This is a genomic window from Knoellia sinensis KCTC 19936 (assembly GCF_000768705.1).
Lineage (GTDB): Bacteria > Actinomycetota > Actinomycetes > Actinomycetales > Dermatophilaceae > Knoellia > Knoellia sinensis.
Genome location: NZ_AVPJ01000006.1, coordinates 124825 through 143569, shown reverse-complemented (window position 1 = coordinate 143569; position 18745 = coordinate 124825). Strand labels below are relative to the sequence as shown.

The following is an 18745-nucleotide window of genomic DNA, read 5'->3' as shown; positions in this document are numbered from 1 at the left end:
CGGGCTCACACGGCATACGAACGAAAGAATCGCCCGTATGCCGTGTGCTCACGTGACGCTGATGCCGTCGGCCCCCACGGTCACGGACTTCGAAGGAAGCGCGGACGTTGCGGGTCCGCCCTTCACCTCGCCGGTGGCGATGTCGAACTTGCTGCCGTGGCAGGAGCAGTTGATCGTGCCACCCTCGACGCCGGTCACGGTGCAACCCTGATGAGTACAGACGGCCGAGAAGGCCTTGAAGTCCCCCTCGGTGGGCTGGGTGACGACGACCTTGGCGTCGGCGAAGACCTTGCCGCCACCGACGGGCACCTCCGCCTTCTTGGCAAGGTCCTGGGCAGCCCCGGCTGCGCTGGACGCAGCACTCGACGCGGCGCTCGAGGCGCCACTCGCGGCGTTCGACGCAGCGCTCTGGACCGCCTCGCCCGCCGACTCCGCGTCAGTGCCGCACGCGCTCAGTCCCGCTCCGGAGACGGCGATGGCGCCCACCGCCCGCAGCGCATCTCGCCGACCGCAACACGTGGCCGCCTGCTCGGGTGGGGTGGTGACGTCGGTGGTGTCCGCTGGTCCTGGCATGGGTGCTCACCTTTCACGCTGCACGGAGTTCGTACGGTCGAGGCTCAGTATGCCGATGGTTCCTGTTCCACGCCTGTGCAGATCGCACAAGACTTTGTGCATCATCGCGCGTGGGCCTCGTCCACGCTCGCCTTGGTAACGACTCTGCACAATCTCGTTCAACGGGCCCAGAAAGTGCCCTCCTCGTGGCTATTGTTCGCGGTGCTCGCACACCCGTCGCGAGTTCCTCGGCACCCTGCCGCAGGAGAAGAACTTCAGGAGGAAACGTGGCTCAGCGTTCCGTCATGACCGTCGGCGCCTCGCTGCTGGTGGCTTCACTCGCTCTCGCCGGCTGTGGCGACCGTGGCGACGAGACCAGCGGCACCGGCGACACCGGCGGCGACGCCAAGGTCGCCAAGATCGGCGTCATCGCCCCGCTCTCGGGAGACCTTTCCGCACTTGGCAAGGGTATCCAGCACTCCGTCGAGCTCGCCGTCAAGCAGGCCAACGACTCGAAGGCCATCCCCGGTTGGACCCTCGAGGTCGAGGCCGTCGACGACGAGGGCAAGGCCGAGGTCGGCAAGAACGGCGCGACCAAGCTCGCCGCAGACGACCAGATCGTCGGCGTGGTCGGCAACCTCAACTCGAGCGTCAGCCAGCAGACCCAGCCGGTCTTCGCTGCCGCCAACATCACCCAGATCTCGCCCGCCAACACCGGTCCCTCCCTGACCCGTGGTGCGGACGGCAACACGCGTCCCTACAAGACGTTCTTCCGTACCTGCACGACGGACATCGCGCAGGGTGGCTTCGCCGCCAAGTTCCTCATCGAGCAGGGCATCAAGACCGTCGCGACGATCCACGACAAGAAGACCTACGGCCAGGGCCTGGTCCAGTACTTCACCGAGGCCTACAAGGCCGCCGGTGGCACGGTGGTCGCCGCCGAGACGATCAACCCGGACGAGTCCAACTACGCGCCGGTCGTCTCCAAGGTCGCTCCGTCCAAGCCGGGCGCCGTCTTCTACGGTGGTGAGTACCCGCAGGCCGGTCCGCTGTCCAAGCAGATGAAGGCTGGTGGCCTCAACGTCCCGCTCATGGGTGGCGACGGCATCTACGACCCGAAGTTCATCGAGCTCGCGGGTTCCACCTCCAACAACGACCTCGCCACCTCCGTCGGTGAGCCGACCGAGAACACCGAGGCCGGCAAGAAGTTCCTCGCCGAGTACGAGGCCGCGAAGTTCGCAGAGCCGGCTGCCGCCTACGGTGGCTACTCCTACGACGCCGCGAACGCCATCATCGAGGCTCTCAAGACCTCGCTGAAGGACGCCGAGGACGCCAAGAGCGCCCGCCAGGCCACCGTTGACGCGGTGGGCAAGGTCTCCTTCGACGGTGTGACCGGCAAGGTCTCCTTCGACGAGTTCGGCGACACGCTCGTCAAGGTCATCACGGGCTACAAGGTCGAGGGCGGCAAGTGGGCCAGCGTCAAGTCCGAGAACGTGAGCTGACCCGGCACCAGCCGAAACGCTGACGTAGTTCATTCGAGCAGGGGCGGGCGAGTGTCCGCCCCTGCTTGAATGTGCCAGCCCCCAAAACAGAGAGGTGCCGGTTCAACGATGACCGAGTTCCTGCAACAGATCGTGAACGGCTTGACCCTCGGGTCGCTGTACGCGCTGATCGCCGTCGGCTACACCGTCGTCTACGGCATCGTCCAGCTCATCAACTTCGCCCACGGCGAGGTCTTCATGATCGGCGCGTTCGGCGCGCTGGCCACGTGGACCGTGCTCTTCAAGGGCCAAACAGGCCTGTGGGTCCTGCCGATCATGGTGCTCGGCGCCGTGCTCGTCTCCGTCCTCACCGCAGTCGTGATGGAGCGCATTGCCTACCGGCCCCTGCGCGGAGCTCCACGACTCGCCCCGCTCATCACCGCCATCGGCATCTCGGTGTTCCTCCAGGAGGCCGTCCGCCTCTTCTACCCGGGAGCCAAGAGCAAGCTGACCTTCCCCGAGATCGAGGTGGTCACCGGTTCGGCCCTTTCGATCGGCGGACTCCAGATCCAGCGCGCGGCGATCTTCACGGTCGGTGCGTTGGTCGTGTCGGCCGTGCTGCTGTGGTTCTTCGTCAACCGCACTCGACTCGGACAGGGCATGCAGGCCGTGTCGCAGGATCCTGACACCGCCCAGCTCATGGGCATCAACGTCAACCGGATCATCGTCATCGCCTTCGCCGTCGGCGCCGCGCTCGCAGCCATCGCCGGTGTCGCTCAGGGTCTCCTGAACTCCAACATCGACTTCCGAATGGGCTTCCTCGCGGGCCTCAAGGCGTTCACGGCCGCCGTCCTCGGGGGCATCGGAAACATCCAGGGCGCCGTCGTCGGTGGCCTGACCCTCGGCATCGCGGAATCGATGGCCACCCAGTTCATCCCCGGCCAGTTCGGTGGATCGGCATGGAAGGACGTGTGGGCCTTCGTGCTCCTCATCCTCGTTCTCGTCTTCCGGCCCCAGGGCCTCCTCGGCGCCCGGGTGGTGGATCGCGCATGAGTACCTCAACGACTGACCTCACGCCTGACCACGACGACCACGAGGCCGTGCCACTGCTGGAGCGCATGCCCGGACGTGGCAGCGCTGCCGCCTGGCCACTCGCCCTCGTCGGAGCCGCCCTGCTGATCGCCGGAAGTTTCCTCTCGTGGAGCTTCCCCGATGACGTCCTTGGCGACCTCTCGGTGAACTTCTACCCCAATGGGTTGCAGCTGTGCGTGGTTGCCCTCGGCATCGCGGCCGTCATCTTCCTCTTGGCCTATCGCGGGCCGCTCAGCCGCCTCGGTGACTGGCTGGATGCTGCGTCGGCTCTCCGCTGGATTGGCCTCGGCGCCGTCATCTACATGGCCGCGACGATCATCGCCATCGGTTGGCAGACGGGAGCGATCCTCAACGTCAACCCCGGCGGATGGATCACCCTCATCGGCGCACTTCTGCTCCTCGCGGGGAGCCTGATGCTCGTGTCGCGCAACACGCGTGACCCACTCTTCGCGAAGACCTCGTCGTGGTTCGAGATCATCACGATCATCGTGCTCTTGGCTCTGGTCCTCTTTGGCGCGGCCTATGCCCTGGGTCTGGAAGATGCGGTGAGCTTCGCCCTCTTCCTCTTGTTCGCCGGGATGCTGTCCATGGCGCTCACCAAGGCCGGTGTGTTCACCTGGCTCGGCGTCGTGTCGCAGAAGAACCGCCAGGTGCTCATGTTCGGCGCGTTTGCCGTGGCGTTCCTCTTCCCGTTCACCCAGGGTGGCTCGGACGAGAACATGTCGATCGCGACGCAGGTCCTGATCTTCGCGGCGACGGCCCTCGGCCTCAACATCGTCGTCGGTCTCGCGGGCCTGCTCGACCTCGGCTACATCGCGTTCCTCGGCGCTGGTGCCTACGTCGGCGCGATCCTCTCGAACTCGGCGTTCGCCACCATCGGGTGGAAGCCCCCGTTCATCGTCGTCGTCCTCATCGGCGCCCTCGTCTCGGCGATCCTCGGCCTCATCATCGGATCACCGACGCTGCGTGTCTCGGGTGACTACCTCGCCATCGTCACGCTGGCCTTCGGTGAGATCTTCCGGTTCACCATGGGCAACCTCGACGGCAACAACGGACCTGACCTCACCAACGGCCCGAACGGCATCCCGGCCATTCCCGACCTGAAGTTCGGTTCGTTCGACTTCGGCCAACCGCACGAGGTCTTCGGCATCACGCTCGGCCGGTTCGCGAACTACTACTTCCTGCTGCTCGTCATCGCGGCGTTCATCATCTTCGTCTTCATTCGGCTCAACAACAGCCGAATCGGGCGTGGATGGGTCGCGATCCGTGAGGACGAGAAGGCTGCTGAAGCCATGGGCGTCAACGTCTTTGGGCTCAAGTTGTTCGCCTTCGCCGGTGGTGCCTTCCTCGCCGGCATGGCGGGGACCGTCAAGGCCCATCACGACGTCTCTGTCACCCCGGACCAATACATCTTCCTCGAGTCGGCATTCCTGCTCGCGGCCGTGGTCCTCGGCGGTATGGGAACGGTCGCCGGTGTTCTCGTCGGCGCCACGATCCTCAAGCTCCTCCCGGAGAAGCTGCGGTTCATCGCCGACTACCGGCTCATGATCTTCGGGCTCGTGCTCGTCCTCATGATGCGGTTCCGTCCCGAAGGCCTCATCGCGAGCCAGCGGCGCAAGCTCGAGTTCCACCATGACGACGAGGATCTCGCGCAGCGCATCGAAGAAGTCCACCTCGAGGAAGCGGAGGCCAAGGCATGACCGTCACCGACACCCCCGCCCCGCCCACCGGCCCGTCCACCCCGGACAACCCGGTTCTCCAGGCACGTGGCGTGACGATGCGCTTCGGCGGCCTCACGGCCGTCAAGGACGTCGACATGCACGTCAACCCCGGCGAAATCGTCGGGCTCATCGGGCCCAACGGTGCTGGCAAGACGACGTTCTTCAACTGCCTCACCGGCCTCTACAAGCCGACCGAGGGTGAAGTGCGACTGCAGGGCGAGGTCCTGCCGCCGAAGCCTCGTGCAGTCGTCGTCGCTGGCATGGCTCGGACGTTCCAGAACATCCGGCTCTTCGCCAACATGACCGCCCTCGAGAACGTCATGGTGGGTCGCTACTGCCGAACCAGTTCGATGGCGCTCACCTCGATCCTGCGCGGACCGAAGTTCCGGCGGGAGGAGGAGGCCACCCGGGCTCGCGCCCAGGAACTCCTCGAGTTCGTCGGCCTCGGCAACTCGACAGAGAGCCTCGCGCGCAACATGCCCTACGGTGACCAGCGCCGCCTTGAGATCGCTCGGGCGCTGGCGACCGACCCGAAGCTCATCCTCCTCGATGAGCCGACGGCGGGCATGAACCCGCAGGAGACCAAGCAGGCCAGTGACCTGATCTTCCGGATTCGGGACAGTGGTCTTGCCGTCGTCGTCATCGAGCACGACATGCGGTTCATCTTCAACCTGTGCGACCGGGTGCTCTGTCTGGTTCGCGGCGAGGTCCTCGTCGAGGGCACTCCGCACGAGGTCCAGTCCGACCCGCGCGTCATCGAGGCCTACATCGGTGGCGGCGACGACGAAGATGAGGAAGCACCCGCCTCCACCACCGAGTCCACGGAGGAACAGCAGTGAGCGCCATGCTCGAGGTCAAGAACCTCGTCGTCGCCTACGGCCAGATCAAGGCCGTCAAGGGCATCAGCTTCAGCGTCGATGAGGGCGAAGTCGTCACCCTGATCGGCACGAACGGTGCGGGCAAGACCACGACGCTGCGCACGATCTCCGGTTTGCTTCGTCCGGCGAGCGGCTCGATCCGCTTCCAGGGCAAGCGCATCGACAGCGTCGCGGCGCACGACATCGTGTCGCTGGGCCTGGCCCACTCCCCCGAGGGGCGGCGGATCTTCCCTCGCCTCACGGTCGAGCAGAACCTCCTGCTCGGGGCCTTCGCCCGGCGTGATGGTGACGTCAAGAAGGACTTGCAGGCGGCCTACGACCTCTTCCCGATCCTCGGGGAGCGCAAGTCGCAGGCAGCCGGCACCTTCTCCGGTGGCGAGCAGCAGATGCTCGCCATGGGTCGGGCGATGATGAGCCGGCCCAAGCTGCTCATGCTCGACGAGCCGTCGATGGGTCTGTCACCGCTCATGATGAAGACCGTCATGTCGACCGTCACGACCTTGCAGGAGCAGGGCACGACGATCCTCCTCGTCGAGCAGAACGCCCAGGCCGCCCTCAAGCGCGCCACCAAGGGCTATGTCCTCGAGGTGGGCAAGATCGTGCTCTCGGGCACCGGTCCGGAGCTCCTTGAGAGCGACGAGGTCCGCAAGGCATACCTCGGCGAGGACTGAGTCCGAGCGCCCGCGTCACAGCAAGAAGGACGTCCCGCCTCCCTCATGGGAGGCGGGACGTCCGGTCTTCTGACGGAGTCAGGCGCTCTTGCGTGTCGATCGCTTGGCAGCCTTGGTGGTAGCGGCTGATTTCGTCGCACGCGCCGATGCGGTGGTGGCGGAGGCAGTGCGCGCGGCTGCAGTCTTCTTCACCGTCGCCGCCTTGCCGGCCGCGCTCCCTTGCGCAGAGGACTTCTTGACGGCTGGCTTCTTCACGGCGTCCTTCTTGGCTGCGTCCTTCTTGGCTGCGGCCGTGGGACGGGTCACCGAACGGGATGTCTTCGCCAGGACCGGGGCGAGGAAGCGGCCCGTGTGACTGTCGGGGTTCGCCGCCACTTCTTCCGGCGTCCCTGTGGCCACCACGGTGCCACCCTTGTTGCCGCCCTCGGGTCCGAGGTCGACGATGTAGTCGGCACTCTTGATCACGTCGAGGTTGTGCTCGATGACCAGCACCGTGTTGCCCTTGTCGACAAGGCCCTGGAGGACCCCGAGGAGTTTGCGGATGTCCTCGAAGTGAAGGCCTGTGGTCGGCTCGTCGAGCACATAGATCGTGCGACCCGTCGACCGCTTCTGGAGCTCGGTCGCGAGTTTGACCCGCTGGGCCTCGCCGCCGGACAAGGTCGGCGCGGGCTGCCCGAGCCGCACATATCCCAGTCCGACCTCGTTGAGCGTCGTCATGTGGCGGGCGATGGCCGGCACCGCCGCGAAGAACTCGGCCGCCTCCTCGATGGGCATGTCGAGGACGTCGGCGATGGTCTTGCCCTTGAAGTGGACCTCGAGGGTCTCGCGGTTGTAGCGCGCGCCGTGGCACACCTCGCACGGGACATAGACGTCCGGGAGGAAGTTCATCTCGATCTTGATCGTGCCGTCGCCCGAGCAGGCGTCGCAGCGCCCACCCTTGACGTTGAACGAGAACCGCCCCGGCTGGTAGCCCCGGATCTTGGCCTCGGTCGTCGTGGCGAAGAGTTTGCGGATCGCGTCGAAGACACCCGTGTAGGTCGCCGGGTTCGAGCGCGGTGTGCGACCGATCGGCCCCTGGTCGACGTGGACGACCTTGTCGAGATGCTCCAGGCCCGTCACCGTCCGGTGCCGTCCGGGCACGTGCCGAGCACCATTGAGCTTGTTGGCCAGCACGTGGTAGAGGATGTCGTTGACGAGCGTCGACTTGCCCGAACCGGACACACCCGTGACCGCCACGAGGTTGCCGAGTGGGAAGCTCGCGGAGACATCCTGGAGGTTGTGCTCACGGGCGCCGACGACCGTCACTTCACGGTCGGGCTCCTGAGGACGACGCACTGCAGGCAGGGGGATCTCCTCCCGTCCCGAGAGGTACTTCCCCGTCACGGACGTGGGGTGCGCGAGCAGATCTGCCACGGTGCCCGAGTGGACCACCTGGCCACCGTGCTCGCCTGCGCCGGGGCCGATGTCGACGACCCAGTCCGCGGTGGCGATGGTGTCCTCGTCGTGCTCCACGACGATGAGCGTGTTGCCGAGGTCGCGCAGCCGCGTGAGTGTCTCGATCAGGCGATGGTTGTCGCGCTGGTGCAGGCCGATGCTCGGCTCGTCGAGGACGTAGAGCACACCGACGAGACCCGAGCCGATCTGGGTCGCCAGCCGGATGCGCTGCGCCTCTCCACCCGACAACGTCCCGGCAGGTCGATCGAGGCTGAGGTAGTCGAGGCCGACGTCCAGCAGGAAGCCGAGACGGGCGTTGATCTCCTTGATGACGCGCTCCGCGATCTGCGCTTCACGAACGGTGAAGTCGACGTGCTCGAGGAACCCTGCCGACTCGGAGATGGGAAGTGCGCACACGTCGGCGATGCTCTTGCCGCCGATGAGGACCGCGAGCGACTCCGGCTTGAGGCGACTTCCCTGGCAGGCCGGGCAGGGCACCTCGCGCATGTAGCCCTCGTAGCGCTCCCGGCTCCACTCGGAGTCGGTCTCCGCGTGCCGACGCTTGACGAACGCGATGGCACCCTCGAACCCCGTCGTGTAGGACCGCTCCCGCCCGAAACGGTTCCGGTACTTGACGTGGACCTTGTGGTTGCGGCCGTGGAGCAGCGCTTCCTTCGCCCGATCGGGCAGGGCGCGCCACGGCACGTCGACGCCGAACTTCATCTCCTCGGCAAGGGCCGTCAGCACGCGCTGGAAGTACTCGGACGCACCACTGCCGGAGGCCCACGGCGCGATGGCCCCCTCGGAGAGGGAGAGGTCGTCGTTGGGCACGACCAGCTCGGGGTCGACCTCCAGCTCGGTCCCGATGCCGGTGCAGACGGCGCACGCGCCGAAGGGCGAGTTGAACGAGAACGACCGCGGCTCGACTTCGTCCATCGCGAGCGGGTGATTGTTGGGGCACGCCATGCGTTCCGAGAAGCGGCGCTCGCGCGGAAGCCCGTCAGGACCGTCCGCGCCGTCAGCCGAGACGTCGACGAACTCGATGAGAACCACACCGCCCGCCAGCCCGAGCGCAGTCTCGACCGAGTCGGTGAGCCGACGCTTCGACGACGCGTCGCCGCCCTTGGCGACGAGGCGGTCGACCACCACGTCGATCGTGTGCTTGACCTGCTTCTCCAGCTTCGGGGGCTCGGTCAGGGACACCACTTCCCCGTCGACGCGTGCGCGGGCGAAACCCTTGGACTGGAGCTCGGAGAAGAGGTCGACGAACTCGCCCTTGCGAGCGCGGACGACGGGTGCGAGCACCTGGAAGCGGGTGCGCTCGGGCAGTTGGAGGAGCTGATCGACGATCTGTTGCGGGCTCTGGCGGGTGATCGGCTCCCCACACACGGGGCAGTGCGGTCGACCGGCACGGGCGAAGAGGAGTCGCAGGTAGTCGTAGACCTCGGTGATCGTGCCGACCGTCGAGCGAGGGTTGCGGTTGGTCGACTTCTGGTCGATCGAGACCGCTGGCGACAGCCCCTCGATGAAGTCCACGTCCGGCTTGTCCATCTGACCGAGGAACTGTCGCGCATAGGCCGACAGCGACTCGACGTAGCGCCGTTGCCCCTCGGCGAAGATCGTGTCGAACGCCAAGGAGGACTTGCCCGACCCCGACAGGCCGGTGAAGACCACGAGGGAATCTCGGGGAAGCTCGACCGAGACATCCTTCAGGTTGTGCTCGCGTGCGCCGCGCACGATCAGATGGTCGTGGGTGGCGCTCCCGGAGCGGCGGGTCGTCGATGGGGTCGCGGCAGAAGTCACGATCACCATGCTAGGTGGGACCACCGACAAGGCCCCCGACGACCGCCTGCTGGCGCCGGGCGGAGAGCCACCCTGCGCCTAGGCTTGAGTCCGTGATCCTGCGATCAGCCACGGTGGCGCTCGTCGTCACGTCTGCCTTGGCGATCAGTGGCTGCACCTCCCCCGACCCCGCCTCGCCCTCGCCGACCGAACGCACCATCACCTGGGAACGCGTCGCCCTCCCCGAGGGCGTGTCGGCAGTGACCTTGGCGTCCACGCCTGAGGACGTCATCGTCGGGGCAGTGGGGGCCGGCCGGACGCGACCACGCCTCCTCAAGGGTCCGGACCCCGAATCGCTCACGCAGATTCCCCTCTCCCCCGGGTCGCCCTACGCCTACGAGGCCCGGTGGTTCCAGATCGCCACGCACGAGGACCGCATCGACGCGATCGGTGGCGCCCGCGGCGGCGCTCACGGGAACTACCGGTGGTCGACGTGGACCGGCTCAGGGGCGAGCGTCGCGGAGCAGGAACAGCCGTTCGGGGTTTTCGGCAGCTACGGCGCGGGTGACCTTGCGGGCGTCGCGTATGCCGGTGGGTCGCCTGTCATTCTCGGCGCCTGGCAGAGCGAGTCCACCGGACAGGACATCGCCACCTGGAGTCGGTCTGGCGACCGGTGGGCGCGTCTACCCTCCACCGGCACCCCTTTGGGAAGCACCGCCGACGAACTCCTCAGCGCAACCGCCATCGCGTCCCACGGCACGGGACTAGTGCTCACGGGATCGGTCACCCACCTCGATCCCGGCGCCGTGACGGTCTCCCCGGCCGTCTGGCTCTCCCCCGGACCGACGGGACCGTGGACTCGCGTGGACCTCCCGCGGACGGGCGGCGCCGGGACTTCGGAGGTGCACGCCGCGACCTGTCACACGGAGTGCCTCCTCACAGGAGTCACCGACGGGCGCCTGTCGGTGTGGCAGGCGGGTGGCGAATCGCCAGGTGAGCTGTCCGGCATACCGGCTGTTCGTGTCGACGAGAACGCGCGCGTACTCGCCCCCGTCGGACCCGCGGGGTCCGAGATCCTCGTGGTCCCCCAGGATCGATCCTCGGCAGTCCTGTTCCGCGACGGTGACGCATGGCAGCGGGGCCGGGGTCCGACCGGCATGCCCGTGTCGGCCGTCGCCCACGGGGATGAACTGTGGGTCGTCACCACGGACGACGCGGGAGCAGGCACGCTCTGGCGAGCACGCGTAGCCTGAGGCCGTGACCGACCTTCTCGCCGCCATCGATCAACAGACCGGCCTCCTCGTTGCGGATGCCAGGGCCGTCGATGACCTCTCGGCGCCGAGCCTGTGCGAGGGGTGGAGCCGCGACCATGTCCTCAACCACATCGCGCGGAACGCCGAGGCGATGTCGCGACTTGTCGGATCGGCCGTGGACGGGACAGGCGAGACGATGTATGCCTCGCCGGAGGGCCGTGACGAGGACATCAACGCCGGTGTGGGCCGGCCGGGCGGGACCGTCGTCGATGAGGTCGAGGCAACCTCCGTCCCCTTGGCCCAAGACCTGCGTCGGCTCACGCCCGCCCACGCGGACATCGTCCTCGAGCGCACCCCGGGCGGGCCAACGTTCAAGGGAGGCATGCTGACCTTCATGCGCCTGCGAGAGGTGGTCTATCACCACGTCGACCTCGACACAGGATTCGGGTTCGACGACCTGGCTGCCGACCTCCAACTCCTCTTCATCGAGAACGAGATCAAGCGGCAGCAAGGCGGTCCCACACCGTTGTCGGTCACGATCCGCAGCGACGAGGGAGATGCCTGGCCCCTGGGCACCGCTGACCGCGACGTGACCGGCTCGCGGGCCGGCATACTCCTCTGGTTGGCCAGGCAGGACTCGTCCGGTGTCCGGGGCGACGCGATCCCCGAGCTCACGGCGGGGCTCTGACCATGGCCGGCTCCGACTACGCCGGCAACGTCTCCCCCGGAGGCCCCACCGACACCCGCGAACTCGCGCGCCTCGTCATCCGCAAGGTCGCTGTGTCCGAGATGTCCAACAACGCCTACCTGCTGACCTGCCGCGCGACCGGCGAACAGCTCCTCATAGACGCCGCCGACGATCCCGCCCGACTCAGCGCCCTCATCCGCGAAGGCACCGGCTCCCTCGACATGATCGTCACGACACACCAGCACTGGGACCACGTGCGAGCCCTCAGCGACCTCGTCGACGCGTTCCATCCCCAGACCCATGCCGGCGCTGAGGACGCCGACGCCCTCCCCGTCCGGCCAGACGTACGCCTGCAGCACGGCGACCGGATCCGGGTCGGGCAATGCGACCTCGATGTCGTTCACCTGCGCGGGCACACGCCCGGCTCGGTGGCGCTGGCCTACGGCGACCCCAGCGGCCACACTCACCTCTTCACGGGCGATTCCCTCTTCCCCGGAGGCGTGGGCAACACGAAGAACCCGGGCCAGAGCTTCGACAGCCTCATCACGGACGTCACGTCTCGGGTCTTCGACGTCTACGACGACGACACGTGGGTCTATCCGGGGCATGGTGGTGACACGACGCTGGGGGTCGAGCGGCCACACCTCGACGAATGGCGTTCTCGAGGCTGGTGACCCCGCCTCTCACTCGGCGGGGTAGTAGCTCGGCCACAGCTCGACGGCGCGGAACCCCATCCGTTCGTAGATCGGGTACCCCATCTCGGATGCCTGCAGGTATGCCGTGTGCGCACCTGCCGCTGCACCCGCAGCCATGACCGCCGCCGTGATGGCGTGCCCGTGGCCGCGCGTGCGATAGGCGGGAGGAGTGGCGATGTTGAACACACCGACGTGTCCATCGGTCAGTGTCCCGAAGCCCGTGGTGCACGGCTGACCGTCGGCCCGTCCGACATAGGCCTCCATCTCGGGCAGCCGCAGGACCTCCGCCGTCATGAGTGAGCCCAGGACCTCGACCGGGCCCTCGAAGCCGTCCGCGAACAGCTGCTGCGCCAGGGCCACCTCCCCCGCGTCCTCCGGGTCGACGCGCGAGATCACGGTCCCCTGGGGCACGACGACCTCAGCCGGCGAGGAGTGGATCATGAACGGTTCGTGCTCCACCCGATCCAGGTGGTGTCGCGAGGCGAGTCCGGCAACCCACTCCGGGGCCGATGGGCGGCTGAGGATGCAGTAGGGCAAACCGCGTCCAGCCAGCGCGTCCAGCCACTGTGAGGCTGACTCTTCGTCCGCCTCAGGTCCGAGAACGACGACCCCGTTGAACCTCGGCGTGGGCTGCTCGGTGTCATAGCGGACGAGATCGGCGGAGTCGCGCCAGGCGCCGTCGGGGAAGGCGCTCCACAGGATGCGCATGGCGCTGGTGAAGGCTGTGACAGCACGCTGCGTCGACGGATCGTTCTCACGTGCCTCGTGCAGGTCGACCGCGATATTGCTCATGACGCCAGTGTCCTGCCGGCGGTCTCACCGCGTGGCGCGAATCACTTGACTCGACGGGCGGATCTAGCCTGACGTGGTGTCGCGTCTCGAGTCCGTCCCCGCCCCTCTGCTGGTTCTTGCCGGGATCCTCTCGGTCCAGTTCGGGGGCGCGCTCGCCGCAACCCTCGTGCCCGAGATCGGGGCCGGCGGGTCCGTGGTGATGCGGCTCCTCTTTGCGACCGTCATCCTCGTCGCCATCGCACGCCCGCGGTTCCGCGGACACTCCCGCAAGGCCTGGCTCACCGTCATCGGCTTCGGCCTCGCCCTCGGCCTCATGAACTTCACGTTCTACGGTTCACTCGCCCACCTGCCCATCGGTGTCGCCGTGACCGTCGAGTTCCTCGGCCCGTTGCTCCTCGCAGCATCGTTGTCGCGCAGGCTCGTCGACCTCCTCGCCGTCGTGGCTGCAGCGGCGGGCGTCCTGCTCATCTCCGAGGCACTCTCCATCCCGTTCGCCGACCTGAACTGGACCGGGCTGGGACTGGCGGCCACTGCGGGAGCGTGCTGGGCGGCATACATCATCTTCAGCGGGCGGACCGGAGCGGAATTCGACAAGCTCGAAGGACTGGCGCTCGCCATGATCGTCGCGACCATCGTGACGTTGCCCTTCGGGCTGGCCTCCGTGCCGGACTGGACCAGCGAGACGCTAGCCAAGGGCTTGGGCATCGCCGTGCTGTCGTCGGTGTTGCCCTACTCGCTCGAGCTCGTGGCTCTCCGTCGACTCAGTGCCCAGGTGTTCGGCATCCTGCTCAGCCTCGAGCCGGCCGTCGCGGCGCTTGCCGGGCTGATCATCCTCAGCCAGACGCTCAGCGGCGTCCAGTTGGTTGGGATGACCCTCGTCGTGCTCGCGTCCGCCATCGTCCTCGGCCTCGGAGCCCGCAAGGACCCCGCCGAATCGACGGGGTCCTAGACGCGTTCAAGCGGCGTATGCCGGGTGGCTCAGTCGCCCTTGTAGAAGTCGTCGCCGTCGCTCGAGTCGGGGCCGGCACCGACCTGCGCGAACTCGGACTTGGCGTCACGCTTCGACTTCCAGAGGCTGGCGATCGTCGTGACGCCGAGGATGACGACGATGGCACCGAGTGACACCGCGATCGGGATCTCCGGGACGCTGACGTGCTGGCCACCGTTGATGAACGGCAGCTCGTTCTCGTGGAGGGCGTGCAGGATGAGCTTGACACCGATGAAGGCCAGAAGCACCGACAGACCCAGGCTGAGGTAGACGAGCTTCTGCAGCAGGCCACCCAGCAGGAAGTAGAGCTGTCGCAGACCCATGAGCGCGAAGAGGTTCGCGGTGAGGACGAGGTACGGCTCCTTGGTGAGCCCGTAGATCGCCGGGATCGAGTCCAGCGCGAAGAGCAGGTCCGTGGTGCCGAGTGCCAGAACCACGATGAAGAGCGGCGTGACGAGACGCTTCCCGTTCTCCTTCGTGATCATCTTGGTGCTCCACTCCTTGGTCGAGGGGAGCGTGTTCTCGACCCACTTCATGAAGCGGTTCTCTTCGTACTCCTCGTCGTCGCTCTCACCCTCGGTCGCGAGCTTGATCGCGGTGTAGATGAGGAAGGCACCGAAGATGTAGAAGACCCACGAGAAGTTGTTGATGGCCGCCGCGCCGAGCCAGATGAAGATGCCGCGCAGGACGATCGCGATGATGATGCCCCACATGAGGGCGGTCTGCTGGAACTTCTCCGGCACGGCGAACTTCGCCATGATCAACAAGAAGATGAAGAGGTTGTCGACGGACAGCGAGTACTCCGTCAGCCAGCCTGCATAGAACTCACCGGCGAGGGTGCTGCCATGGCTGACCCAGACCCACACGCCGAACAGCACTGCCGCGCCGACGTAGAACGACAGGGCGAGCACGAGCTCTTTGGTCGAGGGACGGTGCGGATTGCGCGCGATCGCAATGACATCGAAGAGCAGGATCGCGGCGGCGACGCCAATGGTGAGGAACCACTGCCACGGGGCAATGTTCATGGATTCCGTCGCCGCAGGCAGCGCGGTGGAGAGGGTGAGCAACGCGGACAACCTTCCGAGGGTTGGGGTCAGGGCCCGGAGGTCTCTCCCGTCCAGTGGACGGACCGGCTCCCCGGGCACACCGTGGGATGGGCCGTGATGACGAGGACACCGCGCTGGGGATACTCCCCTCCGCTGGTCAGGATTCTCTCACGGCTTCGCACGTGTAATGAATCCTGACCACGGAGCGACGTATGCCGTCGGCTCGCCATCCTGAGTCGCGCGTACGTGTCGGTTCGCCGCAGTCCCATCCGCGCTGCGCGCGCTGCACGCACTCCGCGCTCCCGCCAGGCCCAGCCAGCGGCGAACCGACACGTACGCGCTCCCGGGACCCACTGGGCGGCCTGCCGGCATACGCTCCGGTCGTGACCTTCCGGATTGCCTATGGCGATGACCCGAGCCAGTTCGGCGAACTGACGCGCCCCGTGGGTCCGAGCAAGGGGGTGGTCGTCGTCATTCACGGGGGCTTCTGGAAAGCCGAATACGACCTGGGGCTGGGCCGCCCCCTCGCCGCCTCGCTGGCCCAACACGGCTGGACAGCGTGGAACATCGAGTACAGACGTGTCGGCAATGGAGGTGGCGCGCCGGAGACGTTCGACGACGTGCACGCGGCCTTCGACACCCTGGCCGCCATTGACGGCCTCGACTCGTCCACCGTGCTGGCTCTCGGACACTCCGCTGGAGGGCACCTGGCGGTGTGGTCGGCCGGTCGTCATCGGTATGCCGGATGGGACGATGCGCGCGTGCGAGTCACTGGCGCCGTGTCACAAGCAGGTGTCCTCGACCTCGTGAGCGCAGCCCGTGACGATCTGGGCACAGGCGCCGTTGTTCGCCTGCTCGGGCACCCGCCCACGAGTGCGGACGAACCATTCGACCCGCGCCAGCATCTTCCCCTCGACGTGCCCGTGCGGTGCGTCCATGGCCGAGCAGACGACACCGTCCCCGTCAGCCAGTCAGCGGACTACATCGCAAGTGCAACAGCCGCAGGGGCCGACGCTGCGGTGGAGCTCGTTGAGGGCGGCCACTTCGTCGTCATCGATCCGGAGTCGCCGGCATGGTCCCGGCAGCTGGAGATCCTGGACGAGCTGTCCGTTGCTCACTCAGGCCGCTGACTCCGCGGGAGTTTGGCCACCACCAGTTCGTAGGACGTGTCGATCGCCTCGCGCAACGCGTCGTCGGGGATCGCTCCACCGACGACGAGCGTGTTCCACCCGTGTCGCCCGATGTAGGCCGAGACCGCGGCATGATCCGGGAACTCGGCGATCCACTCGTCGGCTTCGGCCCGCGTGCCCAGCTTGACCCCCACAGCGGCCGACTCCCCGGACCCCAACCCACCCAGGAACGCGAAGATCTTGTCGCCAACCTTGGCGACATGGTCCCCTTCCCAGGGCTGGTCGGCCCACGCGCCCGGCTTCGCCAGAGCGTAGGCCGCGACCTCCTCCGGCGTCATCGCGCGCCCACCGACCCCATCACTTCGTCGCCTCGCTCATCTGGCGCAGTTCCTTCTTGAGGTCGCCCAGTTCGTCGCGCAGCCGTGCCGCCAACTCGAAGTGGAGGTCACCCGCCGCCTGGTGCATCTGCGTCGTGAGCTCCTGGATGAGGTTGGCCAGGTCGCCGGCGGCCATCTCGCCAAGTCGATCGGCACCCACCGTGACCGCGTCGGCCGCCAACGCGCCGCGGCCTCCTCGGCCACCACCGTCCGCCTTGCCGCGCGAGCGTGCCCGGCCCGAACCCAGGAGCGCCTCGGTGTCGGCATCCTCGCGCTCGAGCATGTCGGTGATGTCGGCGATCTTCTTGCGCAGCGGCTGGGGATCGATGCCGCGTTCGGCGTTGTAGGCAATCTGCTTCTCGCGGCGGCGCGATGTCTCGTCCACGGCTTCGGCCATGGACGGGGTGATCTTGTCGGCGTACATGTGGACCTGACCCGACACGTTGCGGGCCGCGCGCCCGATGGTCTGGATGAGCGACCGGGCCGATCGCAGGAAGCCTTCCTTGTCGGCGTCGAGGATCGACACGAGCGACACTTCGGGCAGGTCGAGACCCTCCCGCAGGAGGTTGATACCGACCAGCACGTCGAACTCGCCCATGCGCAGCTCACGCAGCAACTCCACGCGGCGCAGCGTGTCGATGTCGGAGTGGAGGTATCGCACCCGCACACCCTTGTCGAGCAGGTAGTCGGTGAGGTCCTCGGCCATCTTCTTGGTCAGGGTCGTCACGAGGACCCGCTCGTCCTTGGCCGCGCGCTCGTTGATCTCGTGGAGCAGGTCGTCGATCTGTCCCTTGGTCGGCTTCAGGACGATCTCTGGGTCTACGAGACCGGTCGGCCGGATGATCTGCTCCACGACGCCGTCGGCCTGGGCGAGTTCGTAGTTGCCCGGGGTCGCGGAAAGATAGACCGTCTGCCCGATCCGGTCGAGGAACTCCTCCCACTTCAGGGGGCGGTTGTCCATGGCCGACGGGAGGCGGAAGCCGTGGTCGACGAGGGTCCGCTTGCGCGACATGTCGCCTTCATACATGGCGCCGATCTGCGGCACCGTCACGTGCGACTCGTCCAGCACCAGCAGGAAGTCCTCGGGGAAGTAGTCGAGGAGGCAGTTCGGTGCCGATCCGGGCGTACGGCCGTCGAGGTGCATCGAGTAGTTCTCGATCCCCGAACAGGAGCCGACCTGGCGCATCATCTCGATGTCATAGGTCGTGCGCATCCTCAGCCGCTGGGCCTCGAGCATCTTGCCCTGCCCCTCGAACGACCGGAGCTGCTCCTCGAGTTCGTGCTCGATCCCGGCGATCGCGCGCTCCATGCGCTCCGGCCCTGCCACATAGTGGGAGGCCGGGAACACATACATCTCCTGCTCCTCGCGGACCACCTCACCGGTGAGCGGGTGGAGCGTGTAGATCTTGTCGACCTCGTCGCCGAAGAACTCGATCCGCACGGCGAGTTCTTCGTACATCGGGATGATCTCGACCGTGTCGCCCCGCACGCGGAAGGTGCCACGCGTGAACGCGAGGTCATTGCGCGTGTATTGCATCTGGACGAACCGCCGCAACAGGTCGTCACGGTCCAGCTCGTCGCCCACGCGCAGTGCGACCATCCGGTCGACGTACTCCTGCGGCGTCCCGAGGCCATAGATGCAGGACACCGACGCGACGACGATGACGTCCCGCCGAGTCAGCAGCGAGTTGGTGGCCGAGTGCCGCAGCCGCTCGACCTCGTCATTGATCGAGCTGTCCTTCTCGATGTAGGTGTCGGTCTGCGGGACGTAGGCCTCGGGCTGGTAGTAGTCGTAGTAGCTCACGAAGTACTCCACCGCGTTGTGCGGCAACAGTTCCCGGAACTCGTTGGCCAGCTGTGCCGCGAGCGTCTTGTTGGGGGCGATCACCAGTGTCGGGCGCTGGACCCGCTCCACGAGCCACGCCGTCGTCGCCGACTTGCCCGTACCGGTGGCTCCCAGGAGCACGACGTTCTGCTGGCCGGCGTCGATCCGCTCGGCCAGGTCCTTGATCGCCGCGGGCTGGTCGCCGGCGGGCTCGAAGTCGGACTCGACCTTGAACGGAGCGACAGTGCGCTTGAGGTCGGTGGTGGGACGCATACGACAACGGTATGCCGTTCCACCGACACCCGTGCCATGGCGCCGACCCGGCCGGCTGAATACCGTC

At 67.0% G+C, this 18745-nt stretch carries 16 protein-coding genes; 10 read left to right on the top strand and 6 right to left on the bottom strand.

What is annotated here, in order from left to right; genetic code table 11:
- Positions 1-48 precede the first annotated feature (48 nt).
- Complete coding sequence (locus N802_RS09880; RefSeq protein ID WP_035915481.1) at positions 49-573, bottom strand: Rieske (2Fe-2S) protein; 525 nt, start codon at positions 571-573, stop codon at positions 49-51.
- 266 nt (positions 574-839) lie between these two features.
- Here N802_RS09880 and N802_RS09875 point away from each other — a divergent pair, with 266 nt between their 5' ends.
- From N802_RS09875 to N802_RS09855, 5 genes are all read left to right on the top strand, one after another.
- A complete protein-coding gene (locus N802_RS09875) occupies positions 840-2054 on the top strand; it encodes a branched-chain amino acid ABC transporter substrate-binding protein (RefSeq protein ID WP_035915479.1) in 1215 nt (404 codons plus the stop codon).
- A gap of 108 nt (positions 2055-2162) precedes the next feature.
- Positions 2163-3086 (top strand): branched-chain amino acid ABC transporter permease, encoded by a 924-nt coding sequence (locus N802_RS09870; RefSeq protein ID WP_035915476.1) that lies wholly within the window; start codon positions 2163-2165, stop codon positions 3084-3086.
- The gene (locus N802_RS09865; RefSeq protein WP_035915473.1) at positions 3083-4825 is read left to right on the top strand and encodes a branched-chain amino acid ABC transporter permease; all 1743 of its coding nucleotides are present in this window, start codon (positions 3083-3085) and stop codon (positions 4823-4825) included. Before N802_RS09870 ends, N802_RS09865 begins: the two co-directional genes overlap by 4 nt.
- Entirely contained in the window at positions 4822-5685 is an 864-nt protein-coding gene (locus N802_RS09860; RefSeq protein WP_035915470.1) for an ABC transporter ATP-binding protein, read from the top strand. Before N802_RS09865 ends, N802_RS09860 begins: the two co-directional genes overlap by 4 nt.
- 5 nt (positions 5686-5690) lie before the next feature.
- Positions 5691-6395 carry an ABC transporter ATP-binding protein gene (locus N802_RS09855; RefSeq protein ID WP_245613907.1) on the top strand — a complete coding sequence of 235 codons (705 nt, stop codon included), beginning with the start codon at positions 5691-5693 and terminating at the stop codon, positions 6393-6395.
- Between the two features lie 78 nt (positions 6396-6473).
- Here N802_RS09855 and uvrA read toward each other — a convergent pair whose 3' ends face one another.
- Positions 6474-9641, bottom strand: coding sequence for an excinuclease ABC subunit UvrA (uvrA, locus tag N802_RS09850; RefSeq protein ID WP_035915466.1), 3168 nt, complete (start codon positions 9639-9641; stop codon positions 6474-6476).
- A gap of 83 nt (positions 9642-9724) precedes the next feature.
- On the opposite strand from uvrA, the gene N802_RS09845 reads away from it, so the two are divergent.
- Genes N802_RS09845 through N802_RS09835 form a run of 3 tightly spaced genes read left to right on the top strand, consistent with a single transcriptional unit; the run spans position 9725 to position 12226 of the window.
- Positions 9725-10864, top strand: a complete 1140-nt coding sequence (locus N802_RS09845; protein ID WP_035915463.1) for a hypothetical protein — start codon at positions 9725-9727, stop codon at positions 10862-10864.
- Positions 10865-10868: 4 nt separating this feature from the next.
- On the top strand, positions 10869-11552 hold the full coding sequence (locus tag N802_RS09840) for a maleylpyruvate isomerase family mycothiol-dependent enzyme (RefSeq protein WP_035915459.1): 684 nt from the start codon (positions 10869-10871) through the stop codon (positions 11550-11552).
- A 2-nt stretch (positions 11553-11554) separates the two neighbouring features.
- Positions 11555-12226: an MBL fold metallo-hydrolase gene (locus tag N802_RS09835; protein ID WP_035915456.1), complete on the top strand. Its 672-nt coding sequence runs from the start codon at positions 11555-11557 to the stop codon at positions 12224-12226.
- A 9-nt stretch (positions 12227-12235) separates the two neighbouring features.
- Here N802_RS09835 and N802_RS19445 read toward each other — a convergent pair whose 3' ends face one another.
- Positions 12236-13039, bottom strand: a complete 804-nt coding sequence (locus N802_RS19445; RefSeq protein WP_052109752.1) for a GNAT family N-acetyltransferase — start codon at positions 13037-13039, stop codon at positions 12236-12238.
- A gap of 76 nt (positions 13040-13115) precedes the next feature.
- Here N802_RS19445 and N802_RS09825 point away from each other — a divergent pair, with 76 nt between their 5' ends.
- Positions 13116-13988, top strand: a complete 873-nt coding sequence (locus tag N802_RS09825) for an EamA family transporter (RefSeq protein ID WP_035915795.1) — start codon at positions 13116-13118, stop codon at positions 13986-13988.
- A gap of 29 nt (positions 13989-14017) precedes the next feature.
- Here the strand turns inward: N802_RS09825 and N802_RS09820 are convergent, their stop codons facing one another.
- Positions 14018-15052 carry a TerC family protein gene (locus tag N802_RS09820; protein ID WP_035915793.1) on the bottom strand — a complete coding sequence of 345 codons (1035 nt, stop codon included), beginning with the start codon at positions 15050-15052 and terminating at the stop codon, positions 14018-14020.
- A 404-nt stretch (positions 15053-15456) separates the two neighbouring features.
- Between N802_RS09820 and N802_RS09815 the strand changes: the two genes are divergently transcribed.
- Complete coding sequence (locus tag N802_RS09815) at positions 15457-16203, top strand: alpha/beta hydrolase family protein (protein WP_035915454.1); 747 nt, start codon at positions 15457-15459, stop codon at positions 16201-16203.
- Here the strand turns inward: N802_RS09815 and N802_RS09810 are convergent.
- Positions 16188-16541, bottom strand: coding sequence for an MmcQ/YjbR family DNA-binding protein (locus N802_RS09810; RefSeq protein ID WP_035915452.1), 354 nt, complete (start codon positions 16539-16541; stop codon positions 16188-16190). The two genes, N802_RS09815 and N802_RS09810, sit on opposite strands and share 16 nt — an antisense overlap.
- Before the next feature lie 19 nt (positions 16542-16560).
- Complete coding sequence (uvrB, locus tag N802_RS09805; RefSeq protein ID WP_035915450.1) at positions 16561-18678, bottom strand: excinuclease ABC subunit UvrB; 2118 nt, start codon at positions 18676-18678, stop codon at positions 16561-16563.
- Between the last annotated feature and the right edge of the window lie 67 nt (positions 18679-18745).

Bases quoted from the DNA above. Each gene is read 5' to 3' on its own strand.
- uvrA (WP_035915466.1), bottom strand. From the start codon at position 9,641: ATGGTGATCGTGACTTCTGCCGCGACCCCATCGACGACCCGCCGCTCC.
- N802_RS09810 (WP_035915452.1), bottom strand. From the start codon at position 16,541: ATGACGCCGGAGGAGGTCGCGGCCTACGCTCTGGCGAAGCCGGGCGCG.
- uvrB (WP_035915450.1), bottom strand. From the start codon at position 18,678: ATGCGTCCCACCACCGACCTCAAGCGCACTGTCGCTCCGTTCAAGGTC.
- N802_RS09870 (WP_035915476.1), top strand. From the start codon at position 2,163: ATGACCGAGTTCCTGCAACAGATCGTGAACGGCTTGACCCTCGGGTCG.
- N802_RS09865 (WP_035915473.1), top strand. From the start codon at position 3,083: ATGAGTACCTCAACGACTGACCTCACGCCTGACCACGACGACCACGAG.
- N802_RS09855 (WP_245613907.1), top strand. From the start codon at position 5,691: ATGCTCGAGGTCAAGAACCTCGTCGTCGCCTACGGCCAGATCAAGGCC.
- N802_RS09820 (WP_035915793.1), bottom strand. From the start codon at position 15,052: ATGAACATTGCCCCGTGGCAGTGGTTCCTCACCATTGGCGTCGCCGCC.
- N802_RS09835 (WP_035915456.1), top strand. From the start codon at position 11,555: ATGGCCGGCTCCGACTACGCCGGCAACGTCTCCCCCGGAGGCCCCACC.
- N802_RS09880 (WP_035915481.1), bottom strand. From the start codon at position 573: ATGCCAGGACCAGCGGACACCACCGACGTCACCACCCCACCCGAGCAG.
- N802_RS19445 (WP_052109752.1), bottom strand. From the start codon at position 13,039: ATGAGCAATATCGCGGTCGACCTGCACGAGGCACGTGAGAACGATCCG.
- N802_RS09860 (WP_035915470.1), top strand. From the start codon at position 4,822: ATGACCGTCACCGACACCCCCGCCCCGCCCACCGGCCCGTCCACCCCG.